Origin of the sequence: Tardiphaga sp. OK246 (assembly GCF_900188215.1) — a bacterium.
Lineage (GTDB): Bacteria > Pseudomonadota > Alphaproteobacteria > Rhizobiales > Xanthobacteraceae > Tardiphaga > Tardiphaga robiniae.
The window spans coordinates 1370591-1392920 of the sequence record NZ_FZOX01000001.1 but is presented as its reverse complement, the minus strand read 5'-3'; the positions used below and the strand labels follow the sequence as shown (position 1 = coordinate 1392920).

Genomic DNA, 22330 nt, shown 5'->3' with positions numbered 1-22330 from the left:
ACGTAGGGCACAATAGCAAAGCGTATTGCGCCACCGGCGGTGGGTTACGCTGCGCTAACCCACCCTACAATCTATGGATCAGATTTCGCGCAGTGCCCGCATGCTGGGCACGCTGACTTCGGCGAGCTTCAGATTATCTTCGTTCTGGTCGATCGCCACATATTGCCCGTCCCAATAGGTCAGCGCGGTGTGCGGGACCGAGGTGATGACATCGCGGACGCGGCCGATGACGATGGCGTGGGAGTGGCGCTCGATGACTTCCTCGACGTCGCAGTCGATTGCCGCAAGGCTGCCGGCCAGCAGCGGCACGCCGGTTGCCCGGGTAACCCATTGCGCGCCAACGAAACGTTCTGCGCCCTTCAATCCGCCCTTGCCCGAAAATCGCTCGGCCACGTCGAGCTGATCAGCCGACAAAATGTTGACACCGAAGGCGCCGTAGCGCTGCAGCAGTGGCCAGGACGACGACTCCCTGTTGACGCTGACGATCAGCGTCGGCGGTTCGACCGACAGCGACGAGACCGATGTCACCGTCATGCCGGTGATGTCCTTGCCACGCCCGACGGTGATCACACCGACGCCGCCGGCTAGCACCCGCATGGCGCCACGGAATTCTTGCGAAGAGACCTCGCGATCGGAAGAAATCTCGCGATCGACGGTGATGTTACGAACGACGGAATTCATGGCAGCCTCGCAGGTCACAATAGTCTCACAAGCCAGTGGCGTCGGCTCCCGGGCCGAGCAGATTGCGCAGGATCGAACCTTCCAGCGCCGCAAGATCTGCCGAGCCGCGCTGCCGCGGCCGGGCGATATCGACATTGATGTCGTGCGCGATGCGGCCGTCTTCAATCACAAGCACGCGATCCGCCAGCGCCACGGCCTCGGACACGTCATGCGTCACGAGAATCGAGGTGAAGGTCTGGTCATGCCACACGCGGCCGAGCAGTTGCTGCATCGAAATACGCGTCAGCGCATCGAGTGCGCCGAGCGGCTCGTCGAGCGCCAGCACACGCGGATGGCTGACCAGTGCCCGCGCCAACGCGACACGCTGCTTCTGGCCGCCAGACAACACGGACGGCCATTGATCGCGCTTCTCGGCGAGACCGACTTCCGTCAATGCACTTTCGGCACGCGCCTTGGCATCGGCCGATGTCCGGTCGGTCCCCAGGCCAACTTCCACATTCGAGAGCACGCTGGCCCATGGCAACAGGCGCGGTTCCTGAAACATCACGCGGATGTCCTCCGCGCGGGTTTCCTCGCCAAAGCTGATCGTGCCGGCGGTCGGCGCGTCGAGGCCTGCGATCAGGCGTAGCAGCGTGCTCTTGCCGCAGCCGCTCTGGCCGACAATGGCCACGAACTGGCCGGCAGGAATATGCAGATCGACGCCGCGCAGCACTTCATTGCTGCCGAAGGATTTGCGGAGACCGCGGATGGTGAGCGACAGACCACGGGACTTCTGCTCGGCCGGACGCCGCGCTTGCGTGGCGAGGGCCTGTTCGAAATCGACGGGCGCATCGATGACCTGAGCATCGGCATGGCTGAGGCGAAGGGACTGTTGCGCGGTCATTTCAAATTCTCGCTTCCGAATTTCGCTCAATGTTTCTGAAAAGCCGGGTGCCAGGACAATGTCAGCCGTTCCAGCGCGCGCGAGGCGCTGTCGGCGACCTTACCCAGCAGCGCATAGATCAGGATGCTGAGCACCACGACGTCGATCTGCATGAATTCACGCGCCTGCATCGCCATGTAACCAAGGCCCGACGAGGCCGCGATGGTTTCGGCCACGATCAGCGTCAGCCACATGATGCCGAGCGCAAAGCGCACGCCGACGAAGATCGATGGCAGCGCGCCCGGAAAGATCACGCGGCGGAACAGTTCGCTGTTGCGCATGCCGTAGATGCGGCCCATCTCGATCAGCTGCGGATCGACCGTGCGAATGCCGTGCAGCGTGTTGAGATAGATAGGGAAGAATACGCCAAGCGCGACCAGGAACAGCTTGGCCGATTCATCGATGCCGAACCACAGGATCACCAGCGGGATCAGCGCCAGATGCGGCACGTTGCGCACCATCTGCAGCGTCGTATCCGTGAGCTTGCTGCTGAGCTGGGACAGACCGTTGGCCAGACCGAAGGCAAAGCCGATGCTGCCGCCGATCAGGAAGCCGACGGAAGCACGCCAGAACGACACCCAGATATTCTGGGCGAGTTCACCCGAGATCAGCAGCTTCCACCCGGCCAAGGCGACATCGGTCGGCGCCGGCATCACCCGCGCCGGCACGTAACCGGTCACGCAAGCGGCCTGCCAGACGAGCAGGATAACCAGTGGCACGATCCACTGAGTCAGACCATCGATGCGCGGCAGGCGAAAGCTGCGAACGCGGGGAAGAATTTCAACAATGCTCATGATGGGTGCCTGTCGGAATTACGAGGCGCTCTGCGCGCGATGCTCATTGGCAACGATTTCACCGACCGGGCCGGTGCGCGTGCGTAGCGATGTGACGTTGTCGTGCTGTTGCAGCGACAGCAGCGGAAAGACGAGCTCGGCGAAGCGATAGGCCTCCTCTAGATGCGGATAGCCGGACATGATGAATGTATCGACGCCGACGTCCTGATATTCCTTGATGCGCGCCGCCACCGTCTGCGCATCACCAACCAGCGCCGTACCGGCGCCACCACGTACGAGGCCGACACCGGCCCAGAGGTTCGGGCTGATTTCGAGCTTGTCGCGACGTCCGCCATGCAGCTGCATCATGCGCTGCTGGCCGACGGAGTCCTGCCGCGCCAATGTCTTCTGCGCGTTGGCAATGACGTCGTCGGTGACGTATTGAATGAGTTCGTCGGCAGCCTTCCATGCGGCTTCGTTGGTCTCGCGCACGACCACATGAAGACGGATACCGAAAGACAGCTTGCGACCGCGCTTTTCGGCAGCAGCCTTGACGCGCGCAACCTTCTCGGCGACCAGCGTCGGCGGTTCGCCCCAGGTGAGATATTTGTCGACGGTGTCCACCGCGACATCGATGCCGGCATCCGATGAGCCGCCGAAATAGAGCGGCGGGCGCGGCGACTGCACCGGCGGGAATATCAGGCGACCGTCTTCAATCTGGATATGCTTGCCCTGGACATTGACGGTCTTGCCGGCCAGCAGGTCGTTATAGACGTTGAGGAATTCGCGGGTGACGGCATAGCGCTCGTCATGCGGCAGGAAAATGCCGTCGCCCTTGTTCTCGACGGGATCGCCGCCAGTCACGACATTGATCAGGAGGCGACCGTTGGTGACACGGTCTAGCGTTGCAGTCATGCGCGCGGCGACGCTCGGCGATTGCAGGCCCGGCCGGACGGCCACGAGATAGCGAAGCTGTTCGGTCCACGGGGCCACAGCGGATGCAACCACCCATGAATCCTCGCAGCTGCGCCCCGTAGGCAGCAGCACGCCGAAATAGCCCAGCTGATCGGCGGCCTGCGCGATCTGACGGAGATATTTGAAGTCGATGTCGCGCGCACCATGGGTCGATGCCAAATAGCGTCCATCGCCGTGGGTCGGCAGGAACCAGAGAACATTGGCTTTGGATGGATTACTCATCGGCGACGTCTCTCTCGCATCGGGCGACCATTGCGGCATCGCGAGAGGATGGTGTCATGACATAAGTCTGTCGAGTGGCCTGGGAAAATAGCGACGCGCGCACTGTGACTTACGTCAATGACGAGGCGTTCCTTTCAAACTTCCGGGCATATGCAGCGCATTTTTCTCCACCAATCCTGCATCCCGCAGCGATCACAACCGCGTGGGTCGGAATGCAAAAGCCCGACCGGCGATCAGCGCGACTGAGTGGAGAATTTCATGCTGAGATCGCGGCGTGTGACACTCAGATTGTTTTGCTCAAAGACTCATCATGAGAATGATCGTACAGGCTGTCATCGAGCAATCTGGCGCTTTCGCCGCCGTCATTGACGCTTTGTTAATGACGTCAGCACCGCTACCGCTCCAAATCGTGCGGCATTTACACAACTACCCGCGTTTTGCGAACCGATTTAACCAAATCGACAAGGCGTTTTGCGAGGCTCGGCCACCATGCAGAACGCATCCGCCCCAGGCTCGTCGGCCTCTCCAATGGACAGCGACCGCCCGACCGCAACCTCTTCGACCGAGGCTGCTACCGGATTCGTGGATAGCGATGCCGCACGCGAATTGGAGATGCTGCGCGAGATCGTACGCATGCTACCGGCCTCCGTCACTGTGCAAGACGATCAGGGCGACTTTCTGCTGGTGAATGATGCCGCGGCAATCCAGTTCAATGCATCGGCAGACCAATTCAACAGACCCGATCCGCAATCGCATTTTCTGGTGCAAGCACTGACGCATCGACGAACGACTGCACTCGACCTGCTGCAGTCCGGCCGCTCCGCGGTGTTCGAGGAACGCGTCAATTCCGAACGCGACAGGCGCGTGTTCCTGACCACGCATCGTCCGGCGCGTATCGGTGATCGTAGCGTGCTACTGTCCAGCGCCACCGATGTGAGCCGGCAGAAAGAGATGGAAGAGGAGTTGTTTCGTCGCGCCTATTACGACGAGCTGACCGATCTGCCGACGCGGCGCGTGATCGAGAAACATGTCGGCGACATCATAGGCCATTCCGGCGAGACATCGCATTTCGCGCTGGCCTTCCTCGACATCGACAATTTCAAGCACATCAACGACTATTACGGTCACAGCGTCGGTGATGCGCTGCTGGTGCAGTTCGCCAAGCGACTGGCGCTCGACCTGCGCGGCACCGACATGCTGTCGCGGATTTCCGGTGACGAATTCCTGCTGCTGCTGAACCCGATCCAGAGCCAGCAGGAGGTCGCCGAATATCTGGAGCTGCTGGTACAGCGGCTGCGCGCTCCGTTTTTCATCGACGGCTCCGAAGTATTCGCCTCCGCATCGATCGGTGTCAGCCTCTATCCCGAACACGGCCGCAACTACGACGCGCTGCATCAGAACGCCGATATCGCGATGTATCGCGTGAAGAATGAGACCAAGGGCGCTGCGGTGTTCTTCGACTCCAGCATGGAGAGCGAGGCGCTGACCCGCATGGCTACCGAACAGTCATTGCGGCTAGCGATTCTCGACAAGCGGTTCTGCTGCGCGTTTCAACCGAAGGTCGATATCCGCAGCCTGGAGATCAAGGGTATCGAGGCCCTGGTGCGCCTGCGTAACGACGATGGCGTGATCCAGGCACCCAGCACCTTCATCAATCTGGCGGTCGAACTTGGCCTGATTGATGAGCTCACGCATCTGGTGCTCGCCGAGATCATGAAGTCGATCGACCAGATCGACGAGACCTTCGGCGCCACCGCCAGTATCAGCATCAACGTCGCCGCCAAACAGGCCGGGAATCCGGAATTCATGCGCGCCTTTGCAACGGCGATCGAGGAGACCGGCTGCCCGACGCGCTTCATGGTCGAAGTGACCGAAGACGCATTCGTCGCCAAGACGCATTTCCAGGACGACATCCTGCCGATGTTCCGCGCGCTTGGCGTCGGCATCTCCATCGACGATTTCGGCGTCGGCTATTCGTCGCTGTCGGCGCTGGCCGATATCACCGCCGACGAGATCAAGATCGACCGATCCTTTATTACGGACATCCACAAGCGCCCGCGCAGCCAGGGCATCCTCCGCGCCATCGAGTCGCTCAGCGAGGCGCTGGGCATGACCGTGATCGCCGAAGGCGTCGAGACCTTCGAGGAACTGGCCTATCTTCAGGCCGCGACCAAGATCCGCTATGCGCAGGGTTATTATTTCTCCAAGCCGATTTTTCTGGAAGAACTGCAGCCACAGGCACGCACCAGTAGCGACCTGCGCGGCGCATCATCGGCTCGCCCGGCACCAGATGCCCGCCCCGCCTATTCCCGCTCCGGCGGCCGGGGTTATTGAGGCACCGCCCTCTCCCCGTCATTGTCATCCCGTAACCACATCCCATCTGTTAAGGGACTGAAAACCACGCGCTACGCATCACCAGGGAGCCACCATGCCCGTCGTCCCGCTGTTTCTGAATATCCTCTGGATCGTGTTCGGCGGATTGGGAATGGCGGTCGGCTGGCTGATCGCGGCCGTTGTCATGGCCATCACCATCATCGGCCTGCCCTGGGCCCGCGCCGCCTTCAATATCGCCGCCTATACGCTGCTGCCGTTCGGCCAGCGCGCCGTTGACCGCGAGGCCGTCACCGGCCGCGGCGACATCGGCACGGGTGTGTTCGGCCTGATCGGCAATGTGATCTGGCTGGGGCTGGCCGGCTGGTGGCTGGCGATCGGCCATCTCCTGGCGGCGCTGGCCCTGGCGATCACCATCGTCGGCATTCCCTTTGCCTGGGCACATCTGAAGCTCGCCGGCATCGCGCTATGGCCGATCGGCAAGGTCATCGTACCGGCCTAACGCGCATTGCGTTGAACAAATTCAAATTTTCTCGTTAAGAGTGCGCCGCGCATACGCGTGATTAACTATTTCGCTCAATGGTGAAACGAGGTGGGCCTCGGGCGCCGGAGTGATTATGCGTAAGCTTCCTTTTTTGATCGTTGCAGGTTCTTTCACGGCGGTTGTCGCCGCGGGCGCTGGCGCCTGGCATTTCTTCGGGCCCGCCGGCGCTCAGACCAGCGCGAAAGCGGATAAAGGCGAGCTCACCACCGCCTCGATCGACACGCGCGCGCCGAAGTCGAATTCGGCCGCACCGACCGAACCGCCGCCGCGTGTGCAGGCTGTCGCAGCCGCACCGGCCGCCACGCCGATGCCCGCCGCTCCGGCCATGGAAAAACGCCCGGCCATCGCCAAGCCCGTCTGCAACAATCCGAACGCGCTTGGCGTGTCACGCACCGTACAGATCGACACCACCGGTGGCCCCGGCCTCGGTATGTCGCAATATCGCGACTATGACTTCCTGCAGCCCGGCGAAGTCGTGCTGACCTTCGATGATGGCCCGTGGCCGGTGACGACGCCCGCCGTGCTGGCGGCGCTCAGCGCGCAATGCGTTCAGGCCGTGTTCTTCCCGATTGGTAAGCATGCCACCTGGCATCCTGCGGTGTTGAAGCAGGTGATCGCGGCTGGCCATTCGGTCGGTACCCATACCTGGTCGCACCAGAATCTGGCGACCAAGGCCCCGCAGGAAGCCAAGGACGAGATCGAGCGCGGCATCAGCGCCATCACGCTGATGGCCGGCCAGCCGCTGTCACCCTTCTTCCGTTTCCCGCAGCTGCGCCAGAATGCGGAGCTGAAGGCCTATCTCGCCGAACGCAACATCGCCGCCTTCTCCATCGACATCGATTCCGAGGATTTCCGCATCCACAATGCCGGCAAGCTCGTCGCTTCGGTGATGGAAAAGCTGAAAAAGAAGGGCAAGGGCATCATCCTGATGCACGACCTGCACAAGTGGTCTGCGGCTGCCGTGCCGGACCTGCTCGCCCAGCTCAAGGCCGGCGGCTACAAGGTCGTGCATATCCGCGCCAAGGACACGCTGCCGACCATCGCAAGCTACGACGCCGCCATCGCCGCCGAACTGCAGCCGGTGAAAACCAGCAATGCGCGCCCGATTTCCAACGTGATCCAGACGGTCGACTAACACCTGATCCACTCGGGTTGAACCCAATCGAGACCGGGGCGGCACCGCTGCCCCGGCCTTTTTGTGTTTCGTGGCAAGGCGCGCGGCGAAACAAAACGATCCCCCGACGAAACCATTATCCACCTCGACGCAGACCGCCTGAAACCGGGCATGGTTATCCATCTGTCCAACGAAGCGGCACACAGCGCCGCCCAACAGGGACAGTCAGATGCGCATCATCGGTTTCATCGTCGCCTTCTCGTTCGCCTTTGCCGGCCCGTCATTCTCCGGCACCGCGATGAACGACCTGCCGGGTATCGGCACCTTTTCCTACAACGGCGCGCAGATCGCCCCAGATACGGCGACCGCGAAATTCGCCTATCTGACGCTCACGCGTCGCGCCTGATCGCATCCCCTCCCCTCCGACATCCCCAGACACAGAAAGCCATCACCATGACCTCATTCAGCGCAAATCTGATCGGACACACGCTCAAGGTCGCCACTGTCGGCGCAATCCTGATGCTGTCGGCGACGGCGAGCCAAGCCCAGTCGGCGAGCCCTTTTGTCGGCTTTGACGGATCGTGGAGCGGCAGCGGCACCGTGTCGCTGTCGGATGGCTCCTCGGAGCAGATCCGTTGCCGCGCCACTTACAATGTCGTTGGCGGGACCGCGCTGAAACAGTCCCTCCGCTGCGCCAGCGACAGCTACAAGTTCGAACTCAGCAGCGATGTGAAGAGCCAGGGTAATCAGGTGACCGGCACCTGGGGCGAAGCCAGCCGCAATATCTTCGGCAATCTGCAGGGCAGCGCCGGCGGTGGCCAGATCGATGTCTTCGTCGAGGCCGCCGGCTTCGCCGCCAACCTGACGCTGACGACGAAGGGCAACAAGCAGCTGGTCTCGATCAGCTCCAAGGGTCAGATCCGCGACGTCTCGATCAATATGATCCGGAGCTGAGGCAGAACCTATGCGGCTTGATGCTGGCGACCCACGGCATCAAGCTCACTGCCTGACACGAGTGTTTTGATGCCCGGTTGCCGCCTGCGCCTGATCACGCGAAGCAGTGGGTTTTCAATTGTGAGATGCACGATGATGCCCGCGCCGCCGGCTATGGCGACATAACACAGCATCATCATTGTCGATGCTTCGGGCGTCGGCAGCTGAAGCCATCGCTCATTACCTGTTTTCATGACGTCGAAAACGATCGGATGCGTGAGATAGATGGCGTAGGACGCATTGCCGATCAGAATAAGCGGCTGCCAGGTTATGGCACCGCCGGCATATTCGACAAACAGCGCACTGGCGACAATCACAACCGGCGCGGCTGCGGCGAGCGCCATATAAACCGACGGCGTGACACTGTTTGCCCATAGCGGTCCCACGAATTGCGACCCATAGCAGAGTGTGACGAGTGCGGCGCCGATCCAGACAATGGAGCGTTGTGGTGAAGCGGGAGCAAAAACCCGCAACGCATAGAAGATCGCGATCCCGGCGATGAAGAACTTCGTATAGTCGAAGGACAGATAGTGGCAGGCAGCCGCCGTGCAGACGGCGGCCGCGGCATAGTTCAACGCCACCAGGCATCCGACAACGATCAGCGGCGCCAGACGGCGGCTGATCACAAGCGCGGCTGCGAAGATCAGATAAAAATACACCTCGTAGTTCAGCGACCAACCGACATTCAGGATCGGATATTTGTCTCCGATCGGCGCGAACATCAGGCTGCGGCCGACATAGGCCCAGAGCGGCTCGGCCGAACGGCCATCCAACGGCTTTGCCCATGTTGCTGCCTCAAGCAGCGCAGATCCGAACATCACGACAAGAAGCACGGCTGTGCACAGCCAATAGAGCGGTGCGATCCGCTCCAAGCGCTTGGCGAGAAAATCGTCATCACCCTTCCGGGTGATGAAACACATGATGAAGCCGGAGATGACGAAGAAGGTGGAGACCCCGAAGAATTCGGTGTGCCAATCGCCCGCGAACTTGTAGCCGGTGTGGAAGAACACCACACCAAGGGCAGCTACGCCGCGCAACACCTGCAGATTTGACAGCATGGGGCTCCCTCGACCGCCCGTCGCGGTCGGGGGCAAACCTCTGGCAGAGACGAGAGTTCCGCCGATCCGGAACTCTTGCGGGACAAAGAAGGCGGCGAGGTGACGCCAGTGGTCAGAAGCCGTAAAGCCGTGCGGGATTGTCGACGAGGATTGTCTTGCGAAGTGCCGCGTCGGGCGCCCACACCGCGAGCTGGTTCAGCAGGCGGCCGTCGTCAATCTGAAAGAGCGGCGTGACCTCGGTCGGCTTCCTGCCAGCCGGCGTCACCGAATCCGGATGCGGCCAGTCGGTGCCCCAGATGATCCGCTCCGGATTGGCGGCGATCAGCGCCTTCGCCAGCGGTGCGACGTCCGGGTAATCCGGCCCTTGCGTCGAAGCGCGATAGGCGCCGGAAATCTTCACATAGGCCTTGCCGGTTTTGACGAGGTCGAGCAGGTCCGCAAAGCCCGGCTGATCCAGCCCGAGCCTGGCTTCCGCGCCACCGAAATGATCGAACACCAGCGGCATCGGCGCACTGGCAACAACCTCCTTGATCGCAGATACCAACGGCAGATTGGTGAACATCTGGATGTGCCAGCCGCGCGTCTTCATCCGCTCGATCGCGCCCTGGAGACGCTGCTTGCCGATGGCGGGGTCGCTCACGCCGCTGGTCGCAAGATTGATCCGCATGCCGCGAATGCCCGCGGCCGTCATGACGTCGAGCTCGCTCTCCGGTGTCTTGTCATCGATGACCGCAACGCCGCGCGCATCGTTGCCGCGTGCCTTCATGCCGAACAGGGTCGCCGAATTATCGGTGCCATAGATGCTGGGCGTGACGATCACGACACGCTTGACGCCGAGTGCCTTGTGCAGCGCCGCCATTTCCTCCGGCGACGCCAGTTCCGGCGTGTAGACGCGGCCTGCAAAGAACGGGAATTTTTCGGGATCGCCATGAATATGGGTGTGACAGTCGCAGGCGTCTGCAGGCACCTGGAAATTCACCGGCGTCGCCGGCTGCGCGGCCTTGCCAACCGCAAATCTGTTGCTGAGCACGACAGCCCCCGCGATTGAAGAGAGCAGAACACCGCGTCTTGTGAGCATTGGTTCCTCCCTGAGGTCGTGACGCCATTTTGGGCCGGCGTTCACTTGATTGAGGCCAACGTGATCGTTTCGCGATCCATGTCAAGTGTGCTTCCACATGCTGCAAAGCGAAGACGACGGGGATCGCGCTCCTGCTGCACAGCCCGATGCCAAATTGGCTGTGCAGCAGCTCGCTCGCAGTCATGTCACGGTTTGCGGACGGTCACGCGCAGGAACGTCGCCTTCACCGAAGTCGCCGAAGGATCAGAGCTTCTGTTCTGGCTCTCGAAGAGCTTTACAAGCTCGCCCTTCAAGGTGTCGGCGTGACCGTCTTTTTCAGCCGCATCGAAGGCATTCATGGTCGGACCGTAATAGGCCCTGAACTGGTCGACGAACTTTGCGGGCGTTCCGGCAAAGTTGAATTCGTAGGAGTCACGAGCGAATGAGATATTTGGCTTCGGAATGCCGGCCGATGTGAAGCGCTCGACAACATTGTCCTCGACACCCCAGGTCATGGGACTTACGAACCCTTCCGGCGGAGGAGGCGAATAGGACGAGCTGATTTTAAGGATCTGCGCCACCAGAGTGGGATCGTTCGGGATCCAGTTTCCCATCACAATCCGGCCGCCCGGCCGCGTGACGCGAACCATTTCCCTGGCAACATCCGATGGCCTGGGCGCGAACATCGCGCCGAAGATGCTGACAACGAGATCGAAACTGTCGTCCTTGATATCTTTCAGATTCGACGCATCGCCTTCCTGAAAACGACACGTAAGCCCTTCCGCCATCGCGCGCCTGTTGCCAGCCTCCACCAGATTGCGTGCAATATCGACGCCCGTGACATTTGCCCCGGCTTTTGCTGCTGGAAGCGCTGTCGTGCCATCTCCGCATCCAAGATCGAGCACATCACTTCCGCGCGTGACCCCGATCAACGCAACGAGCGCCTCGCCGCTGGCGCGCATCGTCTCCGCGATACGGGTGAAATCGCCTTTCTCCCAAAGAGCCTGGTTCGCATTCATGGGACGTCCTCCGATGTTCAACGCGGGAACGGCCGGCGCCTGGGTCGGTTCGCAGAACGGCGCCTGGGTAGCCGCAGTTATGTCACTCGGCTAGCGTTTCAGGTTCAGCATTCGGGATCGGACGATACCCCGCTGCCAAACACAGCGTGATTGAGCAAATGGGCGAGGTTCCGGGACAATCACGGGCGCAACCTCGTCCCCTCGCCCGCGCGAAATACCCGCCACACCCGCGGCGCGAGCGCTTCTGCGCATCCCGGCACGCTTCGAACGTGTGACCGTCGCCTGAAAGAAGGCGCCGCGCCCTCTAACCGAGCCATTTTCGCCGAATCCAGCCCCGGCCAGCCGTTGCCGCCGCCCGGCCAATCGGCTAAATGGACGCTCAAGCACCCGTAGCTCAGCTGGATAGAGCGTTGCCCTCCGAAGGCAAAGGTCACACGTTCGAATCGTGTCGGGTGCGCCAGATCTTGCCGCGCCGCGCTAGGCGGCCTTTGCGGGGTTAAGCCCAACGGATTGCGCTCAGAGCTTTGCCTCCGTTAAGCCGTTCGACCATCAGCACGCAGCGTCTCGTCGATGACATAATCGACCATCGCGTCCTGCAGATGATATTTGCGAACATGCTCGCGCAGATCCAGTGCCATCTGGCGCAGATGCGGCTTGTCGCTCAGTCCGCGCTCGATCACGGCCGACAGACTGCCCGGGGTTACGTCGTACAACAGAACATGCTCGTGTTCTCGAACGGGCGCGTGACGCTCGACCGTCGGATAGTTGAGAACCGGCACCGTCAGGCATTGCGCCGCCTCGGCGGTTCGATAGCACTCCCAGCTATAGCCCGACGGCGACCAGGCCAGCCATGCGCTCGAAAGCCGCCGCAGGAACTCGTCGTGCGGTAGCCTCTCATGCGGAATATCGACCTTGAGACCCTTGCTTCTCAACGCCTCGAGTTCTGAAAGACCGACACGGCGCACCCACGAATTTTCCGCAACCTCGCCAACGAAAAACACGTCAGATGTCTTTTCCGGAGGTTCGCTATCGGTATCGATCCTTGTTGCAGGAAGCGAAATGGGGCGGATCTTCGCCAGACGTTCGTTCCAGCGCCGATTGCGCCGTATGCGCCGCGTCGGAAGTGCCGGATGGGCCGAGTGGCAGAGAATGTGCCACCGATCGACGGGAAGCTCGCGTTTAAAAGCCGCGGTAGCCTTGTCGAGCAGAAAAAAGTTATGCGAGCCGACGATGAAGGCGTCGTTCATATCCAGAACGGCGATCGGCACGGGAGGCTTCACGAATCGTAGCCAGGAGACGCCGAACACTCTTGTCATCGCGGATAGCGGGCGAAGCGGCTGCCGGAAGAAAGCGCGTAGCCAGTAGCGCGGATGCCACGCCGGGCGTAGTGGCATATAGACGATGATCAGGTCGTATTTCCCGCGTCGCGCCTCACGCATCGCCTTGATGAATCGCCAGGGCGTGCAGTCGGCGAAGCCTTTCGCCGCTCGCCCGCGAGGGATCGGACGTTCCCCCGTCCAAAGCACATCGGTCTCTTCGGGATAGATATCCTTGCAGTAGTGCCAGGAGCCTAATTCGAGGATTCTCGGTCTGGTTCTATTTGGGCTTTCTGCCGTCGCACTCACCGATGGAATTCCTTAACAGACGAGGCCAGCTCACAGGAGTTGCAATCGAACGGGTAGCGCCATCACGGATTGATGCGCGACACGACATGAATGCAACAAAAAAGCGCGTCTGACGAGGGCGAAGAAGGCTGCAACATGCCCGTTTGCAAGCGTTTTTGACGAGCCGGCCTCAAGGCGCCTTTTAGCCTCGCCCAGATCCGACACCCTTCATCCGCTTGCTGCACCGGCTGCAGTTTTCACAACAACTCGGCGTGGACCGCCCCTCAACCTGTTGAAGATCGCCGGGCATTCCAATTTTCACTTTCCGCACCCGGCGACCGTTGACGCTGCAGGATCAGTCGATGAGCGCCCCCGCGCCATCACCCATATTCCATGTCGTCAACTGGGCGCACCACGCGCTGTAGCCACATCCTCTACAGGACATGATGAAGCATAACATCCTGAGCGCGCGGCGGAGTGGATCCATACCTTGGTTGGTCATGAAGCTGATCACATATCAGGGTGGACAAGGCCGAGCGTCGGCACCTCAGATAACCGAACGGTCAGTGCTGAAGGACAGGCGCCACACAAGACAACCAACGTCGAGCGAACGCCACAGGCAGAGCCCATGCCGCAATGCGGCGGGAGCACCATGCCGGTCCTCTTTCAGATCGATCCACTCCAACGACCTTCGTGACAGAAGGTCGTCAACAAGGGACTCGTGTTGAATGGATCGAATTTGACAATTCGCAACGTGACTCAGTCGGCAGTGCCTTGTGGCTCGGGCGGCTCCTGATCAGGCGCATCACCAAGCGCCTTTCCCCGGGCGAGACTCCGTTCTTCCTGCACCCTGATATTGTGCATCAGAGCTGTGAGGCGACGGCCGGTGATGGGCTGACCATCACCCTGGGTAACGCCCTGCGCAGCAAGGCCCGCAGCAATCTCGGTCCACGTCGCGCCGTCTTCACGGTGCATCCGTTCCAGTTCCCGAAGGTTCTTTCGAATAATTTCAGTCGCGCCAGATTTGATCTTGCCGATCGGCGAATCCTGCCGTTCGGCTTTCAACAATTTCACGTAATCGCGAAGGCTTTTGAGATCGATATCCATGGCCACGGCAATAGTGTCGGTTTCTTAAAACGCCACTTCATCAACCGATGAATAGCCCCTATCGATCTATTATCAAGATTTACGGCATTTAACTCAATGCGCGGATTTACCGATTTGATCTGATAGACTTTGGAGTGAGGCAGCTCGACTCATCTATATTTTTACGAATCAATTTCAATATTCTTTGGGTCGACTTTAATTTGATTGTCGCGCATCTCATTGATCGTGCGTGCGCCATTCTCCATTCTTCGATCAAATCGCCACCCCGTGACGGTCGTGAGATGAGCGGCTAGATCTCGTGACCACACGAAGACCACACCGATAACTACACAACTCCTATGCGCCCTTGTGCACGACATATCGGTGCGGACCGCACCCGATCATCGTTCGAACGATCTGCATCGTCGTGCGATGAAGATCGACCGTCGGTTGATCGTTTGCGCACACATCTATCTCGACGGCTTCGCGCAAGCTTCGCTTGTTACGCCGCTCTTACGATTTGATTGCCACTGCAGACAGTCATGACCAATGCAAAGATCAGCATGACGATGTCCAAGAAACCGTCGGATTCACAGTCGACCGCTGTGGAAAACGGCAGCCTGTTTCGTGAGCAATCACCGAATTCACACTCCACGCCAAAACCTCACATCGCTGCTGCCGCCGCGATCGACGAGCTTCTCGCCAGCGAGGCGCGGGCAAATATGCAACGCGCTCGCATTTCCACCCGCGAAGAGCCGATCAAGGCAAAGGTGCGCTTCACTGTGCCGCCCGCCCGTATTGTCGCAAGACCGTTACAATCGCCGGCATGGAAAGCTCCATTCTTCTCCCTGGCGATGGTCGTCGGCCTGTCAACGCTCGTTTCCGCTGGCGCGATTGCCTATCTGCTCCTGCGGCCGATGACATCTTCAGCCGTATCTGATGCGGATCTTCGCAGCATTCGCGATTCCGTCGCGCAGCTACGACGGCAAGTTGCGGAGATGACCGGCGATGTGGCGAGCAGTCGCGCTGCCGCTGAAGCTGCCCGTACGCAGGCCGCCGAACAGGCAAGCCGCGCACAAGATCGCGCCGACCGCGAACAAACCGCTCTGGCTGCGAAATTTGCACGCATTGCCGATGAGAAAGCACAAGCGGTACAGGTCGCAGCCACGCTGGCGAATACTCCCGATATCACCGGCACGGTGCAGCCTCAGGCGCAACGGCCAGCAAGTACGTCACGCGAAGTTATTCCCGGCTGGCACGTGCGCCGCGCCTATGATGGCGTCGCAGTGCTCGAGGGAAAGACCGGCGTGATTGAGGTCGTGCCGGGGCAGGATGTCCCTGCTCTCGGGCGGATCCAGGAAATCAAGAACGAAAACAACCGCTGGCAGGTTCTGACCAGCAGAGGCGTCATCCTTTCAGGTCGCTGAATTGATGCCTCGATCTGACTGATCGATACTAACGGCCACGCACAGGCAGGATGCTCGTGACACGCTGGATGACTACCAAGGACGACGCCGACAAGATCGGCAACTTCGGATTCGTATCGAGCGATCCGAGCGCCCTATATGGCACGCTCTTGAGAGCGGATATCAGTATTGGCCGATACCGACTGATATCGGACCCACGCAATCGCATGTTGCTGCCCTGCACATGACGAACAGACTCTCGCTCCATATGCCCGCGCACGACAATCAATGCGTTTTGCCGTGTGGTACTGCACTGGTTCAAACCGGTGAAGTCGCGATTGCATCTATGCCGGCACGCTGTGAGATAGTTGGGTGCAAAAAGGGTCCGACAAAATCGTCGCACCTTATGAATTATCCACTTGTTAGTTTGCTTCAACTGCATGGTTTGCAAGCACGACTCTTTGCAAATTTGTGCACCTCGACTACTTGATGATGCGGTATCATCTTGATGATCAGTATGCCGATTCGCGTGTGTGATAACTCGGGCAAGTCCAGCCGATCAAAGCGCCAGATATCGACGATACGGCACGCGATCGGCCACTCCCCCCGTTTTGACATTAGCGCTGGTTCGGTTCTGCCACCGACCGTGCACGACCATGAGATGTCATGTCGTGTTCACATAGCGAGAGGGAGCTCTCTGAAACTACGGATGAATGCTAGCCGGAGAATGTGAGCTGACCGCATCACAGCATTGGGTATCCCGTAAAAGCGACCGGGCCCCCATTGCAAGTCAGCACACTGCTCAAAGGCCCATCCATCCGCTCAAGTAACTGTTGTGTTGCGTCTTCAAGACAAAAATGGGGCGAGTGCGCCTAATTCGACCCCATAACGATATCAAGGCGAAACACGCAGGGGATTAAAATGTTTGTTGTAATCGATGACCGAGAGGGCGTCACACAAGGCTATGCGGCCGGGTTTGATCGCGAAGGGGTTGTATCGATTGGCTTCACTTCTACAGACTTTCGCGATTGGCTGGAATGTGCCGTTGGTAATGATTTAACTGTCATTCGGGCCTTTCTGCTGGGCGATTGTCCGGATCGGACGAGCATCCCGTCCAGTATCCGCAACAGGTCACGGGCGCCGATCATTGCGCTCAACAGCCTGAAGCACCTCAAGCAGACCATTGAGTTGTTCGAAGCTGGCGTCGATGACGTCGTTCACGCACCGGTCCACGTCCGCGAGATCATGGCACGAACGGCAGTTATTCGCCGCCGCACCATCGATCAGCATGAACCGGCACAAACGAGCGTGATTCGTGTCTTTCTCGATGGCCGCGACCCGGAGGTCGCCGGTCGCACTTTGATTCTGCCACGACGCGAACTACGTATTCTCGAACACCTGGTCGGGCATCAAGGCAAATGGCTGACGAAGACCCAGCTCTTCAACGCCATCTACGGTCTGTTCGATGCCAGCTTCGATGAGAATGTGATCGAAAGCCATGTGAGCAAGCTCCGCAAGAAGCTACGCGATCATCTCGGCTTCGACCCGATCGAATCGAAGCGTTATATGGGTTACCGGCTGGACGATCTGAAGTCTCGTCCCGCTAACGAAGCGCCTGTTTCAAAGGCGAACTAAGGCTCACGCCTTACGCGCAAGAGGACGCCGACCACGGCGTTGGCGTCCACCGCCGCCTCGAACTGCTGTGCAAGACACAGAGCTTCTTATGCAACTCGAAGTACCACACATCCACCACGCCAGATCATCGAACATCACCGTACCACAGCGATGACCACTCGCTGTAGTCTCAGCGGCGAATCTGATCCTTCGACACATAGTTGAAATCCTGCACCAAGACTTCCTGCAGCGCCTCCGTCTGCAGACGCTTGTTGACCTGCGCGCGCACCGTCTGTGCGAATTGTGTGAGGTCGTAACGACCGAGATTCTTGAAATCGAGCTTCTGGTCGCCATAGATCATACGGAATGCTTCATCGACGACGAACGGCTCCGGCGGCACCGGCAGCTGACGCAGGACTTTGGCGTTGGCAGTGAAGACGAGCTGGGTGACGATATAGCCCTGAACGCTGCCGTCGGCGATCATCGGCACATTGATCACCTTGACCTTTTCATAAACCAGACCTTCAGGTTGGTCCTGCTTCGCGGGCAATGCGGCCGCAGTCTCCTTCCAGTAGGAGATCCCGAAACTGGTACCCACAGTGACGAGGCAGGCCCAAATGCCCGTGATCAGCAGCTTCATCATTTGCGCTTGCCTGCGATCGCCAGGGAATAGGTGCCGTCCGATTCAACCTCCTGGATCGAACGCGCGATAATGGCCGAGACCTCACGCACCGCATCGAGATGGATCTGTAACGCCGCTTGATTACGGATCAGGCTGGCGCGCAACAGTGTGAGTTGCGGCGCGACACGCGGATCGTTCTTGATGTCATGAGTCAGCCGCATCGCGCGAGTCAGCTCGAGCAGACCACGGTTCTTGCGCTGGCTGAAGCCGTCGAAGTCCACTACGGCGCGAACCTCAAGCTTCTCCGTCTCTTCGTCGATGGTTGCTTTCAACCGATCAATCGCGGTCAGCGCGCTGCTTTGGGTGCCGAGCCATTGGCCAGGCGTATCGTCCGCCTCGCCGAAAATGGGGGCTTCCTGCGCTGCCGATTCAGGAAGGTCGGTCTCAGGCAAGGCCAGAGCCTGCGCCTCGACGGGGATGACTGAGGTCTGCTGTTCGATCTGTTCCATGTCGATCTCTACTGTCATGGCCGGAATCGGCCGTTAGCCTTCGGAAGTTGGAGCCGATGTCGGGCGCGATTTGGCCAGTTGCTTGGCGATGCCGACGCCGTTGCCCTTGGCCATTTCATTGCCGATCTGCTCGGCGAGCATCGAACGCCAGATATTGCCGGCGGTGCCCTTGCCGAATACATCCTCGGCGTCCTTCGGCAGCATCGTTTCCACGAACATCTGCAGCACGAAGGCTTCGAACTTGCGGTAGACCGGATTGCTTCCCTCAGCCTTCCGGATGATCGGCGTTGACGCTATCTCTCCGCCGCTGACGGGGGCAGACTTCGCACTCTGGGCGGCCTGCCCTGCGGCAAACTCGTCGGCGACCGCAGATGCGAAGTTCGCCTCGCCCGCCGGCGCCATACGCTCGAGCCTCGTTGCCGCGACACGTTGAGCGGCCGGATCCGCCGCCTTCATGACATCCGCGATCAGATCGTTCGATACCGGGGCGACTGTCATGACATACCCTGCGCAACTGTCAGAATTCCCATCGGTCTATGCTCCCTCGATCGACCGCCGTGCGGCCTTGTCGATCTCGTCGTCCAGAACCCGCTTTTCGTCGGCCCGGACCGTGCGTCCGACCGCCGACTTCACCATCTTCAGCGCATGTTTCAGCTTGCGGCCTTCGTCGCGTGCATGCGCCGCCAGTCTTTCCCTGGTCTTGGCTACGACGCCTTGCTCGATGCTGGCGGCGCGCAAACTCTGGCTTGCCGTCTGCACGGCGAGGTCCGGAAGCTTGCTCTCATCATTGAACCCTTCGAGAATGAGGCGCTGCTTCTCCTCGAGCTGGTTCTCCCGTGCCTGGCATTCCATCAGCTGCCACTCGGCAATCCGGTGCAGCCTGGCCTGCACGGCGGCGATACGGCGGATCTTGTGGTCGCGCTTCTGCATGGTTCGTCACCCGGACAGCCAGGATGCGAAAGCGATGCTGAATTGCAGCACCATTTCGCGGCCCGTGAGATAGAGCAGCAACAGACCGCCAGTGAGTACAAAGGGAATCGAGATAAAGTAGACGGGAATGCTTGGCGTCAGTTTATTGGCGAGACCAACCGCGAAATTGACGATGACAGCATAGACGACGAAGGGACTGGCGACCCGGAGCGCCAGCGTAAAGGCCATGGAGAGATGATCTACGAGTTGCGTCAACCCGCCCTCGGCGCTGATCCCGGTTGCCGGCAACCAGATCTGATAGGACCCGACCAGGCCGCGCAACAATTCCCAATGCTGGTCGGTTACAAAGAAGACCACCGTCGCAGTCAGCGTGATCAGCGGCACCAGCGCTGGCACATGCTCGCCATCGTCGGCGACACCAGGGAGGGTCAGACCGATCCCCGACGCGACGAATGTAGCCATCGTTTCCAGCGCCGCGAAGAACATCCGTGCAGTGAGTCCAATGACCAGGCCCACCATCAGCTCGGACATGATCAGGCGGAGGAGATCCGGCGCCGTCGCCGCTTCCACAGCAGGCCGGACCGTAGACTCCAGCAGAGGTGTGAGCATCAAGGTGACGCTGATGGCGAGGAACAACCGGATCTGTGTCGGGATATTGACGCGGGAATAGCCCGGCGCCACCATCATGCAAGTTCCGATACGGCAAAAGATCAGGAACGTGGCTAGAATGGAGACGGAGCTGCTTGCGATCAAGACACAGCTCCGAGCGACATCACCTCGGCCCCCCGTGCGATCTCCACATGCGACAGCACCGGCAGCGTGGGGAACATACGTTCGGTGATCATGCGCACATAGGGGCGGACATCGGGCGGCGCCACCAACACCGCAGTGTCGCCGTTGGCAGCCGCCTTGCGGACCGCAACCGACACGTCATCCGCAAATTGCTCGACCAGCCGCGGATCGGCGTCGAATTCCACGATCTCACCCTTGGCGTCGCGCTTGATGCTTTGATGAAAGGCGAGGTCCCAGCGATTGCCGAGGCGGAGCACCTTGAGCACGCCGTTGTCGGCGAAATCGCCGCAGATCTGCTGCGCAATGCGCATCCGTACGTGCTCGGCCACATGCTCGGACCGACGCACATGCGGCGCGATCTCGGCGATGGCTTCCAGAATGAGATGCAGATTGCGGATCGAGATACGCTCTGCCAGCAGAAGCTTGAACACCGCCTGCAGTCCTGAATAAGAAATCTGCGATGGCACCATATCCTCGATCAGCCGCTTGTATTCGGGATCGAGCCGTTCAATCAGTGCGCGAGTGTCCTTGTAGGTAAGGAGCTGGGCCAGATTGTTGCGGACAACCTCACTGAGATGCGTGAGCAGCACCGAGATATTGTCAGCGATCTTGAATCCATCCTGTTTGACTTCATCAATAAACGTCTCCGGAACCCACATCGCCTTCATCCCGAAAGCGGGTTCGATTGTCTCGTCGCCCGGAACATCCGGCTTCCGATCGCCGTCAAACAACACGAGAGACTCGCCGATACGTAATTCGTGATGGGCCACGACGGTGCCGTAGATCTTGATACGATATGACTTCGGCCCGATGGAGAGGTCATCGGTCAGCTTGATCTCGGGAATGACGAAGCCATATTGGGCAGCGAAACGCCGCCGAACCTTGGCGACGCGATGCGCCAGTTCGCCATGGGCATTCAGCATCTGGATCGCAAGCTGGCTACCGACGCAGAGCTCGATATCGGAGGTCTTGAGCAATTCCTTGACGGAATCCCTGTTCTCGATCTGCGCTTTTTCCTGAACCTGCGCGATACGTGCCTGTTCCAGCTTGGCGCGGGCCGCCTGCTGACGTGGCAGCGAGAAGCTCATAAAGGCCATCGCGCTACCCAGCAGTGCGAATGGCAGGAACGGCAAGCCGGGGAGCAAGCCAAGCGCGAACATCATCATTGCAGCGACTGACTGGGCACGCGGATATTTTCCGAGCTGCTTCAGCACCATCTGCTCGGCAGAGCCGCGGGTACCGCCCTTGGAGACGAGCAGGCCGGCCGAGAGCGACACGATCAGCGCCGGTATCTGCGAGACTAGGCCGTCACCAACCGAGAGCTTGGTGAAGACGTCAGCGGCGCGTGACAACTCCATGCCATGATGAGTGACGCCGATGATGATGCCACCAAAGATGTTGATGGCCGTGATGATCAGGCCGGCAATGGCGTCGCCGCGCACGAATTTCGAGGCACCATCCATGGCGCCGAAGAACGAACTCTCCTCCTCCAGCTCGTGGCGCCGGCGCTGCGCTTCCTTGTCATCGATCAGACCCGCCGACAGGTCGGCGTCGATCGCCATTTGCTTGCCCGGAATGGCGTCAAGCGAAAAACGAGCGCCGACTTCGGCGATACGCGTCGCACCCTTGGTGATCACTACGAAATTCACGGTAACGAGAATTGCAAAGATGATCAGACCGATGACGAAATCACCGCCCATCACGAATTTGGCGAAGCCGGCGACGACATAGCCGGCGGCGTGTTCTCCTTCACCGCCATGCGACAGGATCACGCGTGTGGTCGCGACGTTGAGCGCCAAACGCAGGATGGTGGCGATCAGCAGCACGGTGGGAAATGCCGAAAAATCCAGCGGCCGCTGAATCCACAGCGACACCATCAGGATCAGCGCGGACAACGCGATCGAGAAGGCCAGGCCGAGGTCGATCAGGATCGTCGGAACCGGCAGCACCAGCATCACCAGAATGGTGACGATGCCGAACGCAAAGGCCACGTCCGTGCCGGCCCGCCGTTCGGCCGGCAGGGCTGAAATCATTACGTCGGCCATGGCAATTCTCGCACGAATATCATGGCCGCACTG

21 protein-coding genes, 1 tRNA gene and 1 pseudogene are annotated in these 22330 nt (G+C 60.0%); 8 read left to right on the top strand and 15 right to left on the bottom strand.

What is annotated here, in order from left to right; all coding sequences use genetic code 11:
* Positions 1-78: 78 nt before the first annotated feature.
* The 4 genes and pseudogenes from CHC01_RS06780 to ssuD all read right to left on the bottom strand — a co-directional run bounded on the left by CHC01_RS06780 (position 79) and on the right by ssuD (position 3573).
* Positions 79-681, bottom strand: coding sequence for a flavin reductase family protein (locus CHC01_RS06780; RefSeq protein WP_089263468.1), 603 nt, complete (start codon positions 679-681; stop codon positions 79-81).
* A gap of 25 nt (positions 682-706) precedes the next feature.
* A pseudogene (locus CHC01_RS06775) lies at positions 707-1351 on the bottom strand (ATP-binding cassette domain-containing protein); the annotation flags it as partial.
* 239 nt (positions 1352-1590) lie between these two features.
* Positions 1591-2397, bottom strand: coding sequence for an aliphatic sulfonate ABC transporter permease SsuC (gene ssuC / locus CHC01_RS06770; RefSeq protein WP_089263466.1), 807 nt, complete (start codon positions 2395-2397; stop codon positions 1591-1593).
* Positions 2398-2415: 18 nt separating this feature from the next.
* Positions 2416-3573, bottom strand: a complete 1158-nt coding sequence (gene ssuD / locus CHC01_RS06765; protein WP_089263465.1) for an FMNH2-dependent alkanesulfonate monooxygenase — start codon at positions 3571-3573, stop codon at positions 2416-2418.
* Between the two features lie 612 nt (positions 3574-4185).
* Between ssuD and CHC01_RS06760 the strand changes: the two genes are divergently transcribed.
* The 5 genes from CHC01_RS06760 to CHC01_RS06745 all read left to right on the top strand — a co-directional run bounded on the left by CHC01_RS06760 (position 4186) and on the right by CHC01_RS06745 (position 8516).
* A complete protein-coding gene (locus tag CHC01_RS06760; RefSeq protein ID WP_244558256.1) occupies positions 4186-5907 on the top strand; it encodes a putative bifunctional diguanylate cyclase/phosphodiesterase in 1722 nt (573 codons plus the stop codon).
* Positions 5908-6001: 94 nt separating this feature from the next.
* Entirely contained in the window at positions 6002-6406 is a 405-nt protein-coding gene (locus CHC01_RS06755) for a YccF domain-containing protein (RefSeq protein WP_089263463.1), read from the top strand.
* Between the two features lie 115 nt (positions 6407-6521).
* On the top strand, positions 6522-7583 hold the full coding sequence (locus CHC01_RS06750; RefSeq protein ID WP_089263462.1) for a polysaccharide deacetylase family protein: 1062 nt from the start codon (positions 6522-6524) through the stop codon (positions 7581-7583).
* A 208-nt stretch (positions 7584-7791) separates the two neighbouring features.
* Positions 7792-7968 (top strand): hypothetical protein, encoded by a 177-nt coding sequence (locus tag CHC01_RS32240; protein WP_170849619.1) that lies wholly within the window; start codon positions 7792-7794, stop codon positions 7966-7968.
* 47 nt (positions 7969-8015) lie between these two features.
* Positions 8016-8516 (top strand): hypothetical protein, encoded by a 501-nt coding sequence (locus CHC01_RS06745; protein WP_089263461.1) that lies wholly within the window; start codon positions 8016-8018, stop codon positions 8514-8516.
* Positions 8517-8524: 8 nt separating this feature from the next.
* On the opposite strand, the gene CHC01_RS06740 is transcribed toward CHC01_RS06745, so the two are convergent.
* The 3 genes from CHC01_RS06740 to CHC01_RS06730 all read right to left on the bottom strand — a co-directional run bounded on the left by CHC01_RS06740 (position 8525) and on the right by CHC01_RS06730 (position 11689).
* Positions 8525-9613 (bottom strand): acyltransferase family protein, encoded by a 1089-nt coding sequence (locus CHC01_RS06740; RefSeq protein ID WP_089263460.1) that lies wholly within the window; start codon positions 9611-9613, stop codon positions 8525-8527.
* Positions 9614-9725: 112 nt separating this feature from the next.
* A complete protein-coding gene (locus CHC01_RS06735) occupies positions 9726-10691 on the bottom strand; it encodes an amidohydrolase family protein (protein WP_089263459.1) in 966 nt (321 codons plus the stop codon).
* Between the two features lie 185 nt (positions 10692-10876).
* The gene (locus CHC01_RS06730) at positions 10877-11689 is read right to left on the bottom strand and encodes a class I SAM-dependent methyltransferase (RefSeq protein ID WP_089263458.1); all 813 of its coding nucleotides are present in this window, start codon (positions 11687-11689) and stop codon (positions 10877-10879) included.
* A gap of 383 nt (positions 11690-12072) precedes the next feature.
* Here CHC01_RS06730 and CHC01_RS06725 point away from each other — a divergent pair.
* Positions 12073-12149: transfer RNA gene (locus CHC01_RS06725), tRNA-Arg, on the top strand.
* 73 nt (positions 12150-12222) lie between these two features.
* On the opposite strand, the gene CHC01_RS06720 is transcribed toward CHC01_RS06725, so the two are convergent.
* Both CHC01_RS06720 and CHC01_RS06715 read right to left on the bottom strand, forming a co-directional pair.
* Positions 12223-13215 carry a glycosyltransferase family 1 protein gene (locus CHC01_RS06720; RefSeq protein ID WP_141137050.1) on the bottom strand — a complete coding sequence of 331 codons (993 nt, stop codon included), beginning with the start codon at positions 13213-13215 and terminating at the stop codon, positions 12223-12225.
* Positions 13216-14052: 837 nt separating this feature from the next.
* On the bottom strand, positions 14053-14400 hold the full coding sequence (locus CHC01_RS06715; RefSeq protein WP_089263456.1) for a hypothetical protein: 348 nt from the start codon (positions 14398-14400) through the stop codon (positions 14053-14055).
* A gap of 584 nt (positions 14401-14984) precedes the next feature.
* On the opposite strand from CHC01_RS06715, the gene CHC01_RS06710 reads away from it, so the two are divergent.
* Both CHC01_RS06710 and CHC01_RS06705 read left to right on the top strand, forming a co-directional pair.
* Entirely contained in the window at positions 14985-15806 is an 822-nt protein-coding gene (locus tag CHC01_RS06710) for a hypothetical protein (RefSeq protein WP_141137049.1), read from the top strand.
* A 900-nt stretch (positions 15807-16706) separates the two neighbouring features.
* Positions 16707-17420: a response regulator transcription factor gene (locus CHC01_RS06705; protein WP_089263454.1), complete on the top strand. Its 714-nt coding sequence runs from the start codon at positions 16707-16709 to the stop codon at positions 17418-17420.
* Positions 17421-17589: 169 nt separating this feature from the next.
* On the opposite strand, the gene CHC01_RS06700 is transcribed toward CHC01_RS06705, so the two are convergent.
* Genes CHC01_RS06700 through flhA form a run of 6 tightly spaced genes read right to left on the bottom strand, consistent with a single transcriptional unit; the run spans position 17590 to position 22297 of the window.
* Positions 17590-18042, bottom strand: a complete 453-nt coding sequence (locus CHC01_RS06700) for a hypothetical protein (protein WP_089263453.1) — start codon at positions 18040-18042, stop codon at positions 17590-17592.
* Positions 18039-18530, bottom strand: coding sequence for a hypothetical protein (locus tag CHC01_RS06695; protein ID WP_244558225.1), 492 nt, complete (start codon positions 18528-18530; stop codon positions 18039-18041). Before CHC01_RS06695 ends, CHC01_RS06700 begins: the two co-directional genes overlap by 4 nt.
* A 33-nt stretch (positions 18531-18563) precedes the next feature.
* On the bottom strand, positions 18564-19028 hold the full coding sequence (locus CHC01_RS06690) for a rod-binding protein (protein ID WP_089263452.1): 465 nt from the start codon (positions 19026-19028) through the stop codon (positions 18564-18566).
* Between the two features lie 36 nt (positions 19029-19064).
* A complete protein-coding gene (locus CHC01_RS06685; RefSeq protein WP_089263451.1) occupies positions 19065-19460 on the bottom strand; it encodes a hypothetical protein in 396 nt (131 codons plus the stop codon).
* A gap of 6 nt (positions 19461-19466) precedes the next feature.
* Positions 19467-20213, bottom strand: a complete 747-nt coding sequence (gene fliR, locus CHC01_RS06680) for a flagellar biosynthesis protein FliR (protein ID WP_089263450.1) — start codon at positions 20211-20213, stop codon at positions 19467-19469.
* Positions 20210-22297: a flagellar biosynthesis protein FlhA gene (flhA, locus tag CHC01_RS06675; RefSeq protein ID WP_089263449.1), complete on the bottom strand. Its 2088-nt coding sequence runs from the start codon at positions 22295-22297 to the stop codon at positions 20210-20212. The genes fliR and flhA overlap by 4 nt, the downstream gene beginning before the upstream one ends.
* Positions 22298-22330: the final 33 nt, after the last annotated feature.